The sequence below is a fragment of the Streptomonospora wellingtoniae genome (genome assembly GCF_031845375.1).
Classification (GTDB): domain Bacteria; phylum Actinomycetota; class Actinomycetes; order Streptosporangiales; family Streptosporangiaceae; genus Streptomonospora; species Streptomonospora wellingtoniae.
This window is the reverse complement of sequence record NZ_JAVREK010000062.1, coordinates 1-1,081: the sequence shown is the minus strand read 5'-3', so window position 1 is coordinate 1,081 and position 1,081 is coordinate 1. Positions and strand designations below refer to the sequence as shown.

General features: G+C 73.8%; 1 protein-coding gene. It reads right to left on the bottom strand.

The genetic code is table 11. The annotated features are described in order from the left end of the window. Positions 1-814: IS110 family RNA-guided transposase (locus RM446_RS24625; protein WP_311547830.1), on the bottom strand; the 814-nt coding region annotated here is incomplete at its 3' end. Positions 815-1,081 lie beyond the last annotated feature (267 nt).

The window sequence follows — 1,081 nt, the reverse complement described above, 5'->3', positions numbered from 1 at the left end:
CCCGCCCCGAGGAGGACACCGGGATCGGCGCGCACCCGGTGTGCGCGGCGAGCTTGGCCGCGGTGGGAAACCGGGTGATGTCGCCGATCTCGCCCAGAAGCACCGCCGCCGAGACGGGGCCGATGCCCGGTATCGCCAGCAGGTGCGGGGCCAAAGGTTCCACCTCGCGGGCGATGTCGCGCTCCAGCCCGCAGATGAGCGCGCTCAGCTCAGCGATCTCGGCCAGCACCCCGGTGAAGGCCTCGCGGGCGTAGGCGGGCAGGGCGGCGTCCTCGATCGCCGCCTGCAGCGCGGCGCGGTGCTTGGCCCGGGCCAGGTCGGCGGGGGCGTGGTCGAACCAGGTGTGGATCCAGGCCGTGAGCTTGTTGCACAGCTGGGTGCGGCGCTGGACCGCGTCGGCGCGCCGGTCGGCCATCAGCCGCAGCTCGCGTACCCGCTCGTCGATGCGGTGGGGCGCCAGGTCGGGTTCGGCCACGGCGGCCCGCGCCACGGCCGCGGCGTCGATGGCGTCGGACTTGGCGCCGGTGCGGTTGTGCAGGCGCCGGTGGGCGGCCATGGCCCGGGCGGGCACCCACACCACCCTCTGGCCGGCCAGCAGCAGCGCGTCGGCCAGGGGCCGGGCCAGTCCGCGCCCGTCCTCGATCGCCCAGAGCACCTGCTCGGCCCCGTCCGCGTTGCGGCGGGCCCACTCCAGCAGGGCGCTCAGATCGCGGGCGCCGGCGGTCTTGTGCACGGGGCCGATGCGCCGGCCGGCCGCGTCGACGGCCGCGGCGTAGCAGAGGCGCTTGTGGGGGTCGATGCCCACTGTCACCATGAGGGGGGTCCTGTTCTCCTCGACTGCGATGGTGACGGGATCACGGTCGGGCCCGGCGGGCCCGGGGGACATATCTATTGCGGGCAGTTCGCAGCCTTCTATCAGGTCACCCCGGGGTGCCGGGCCCGTCGCGGGGCGGCGGTGGACAGGTCAACGCGATGTCACGCGGACAGATCTTGTATGAGTCACTCCGCCGCCCCGGCCCGCGGTGGTTCCCGTCGAAACCGCCGCGGGCACTCCCCATGATGAACCAATAGATCTTGTAGC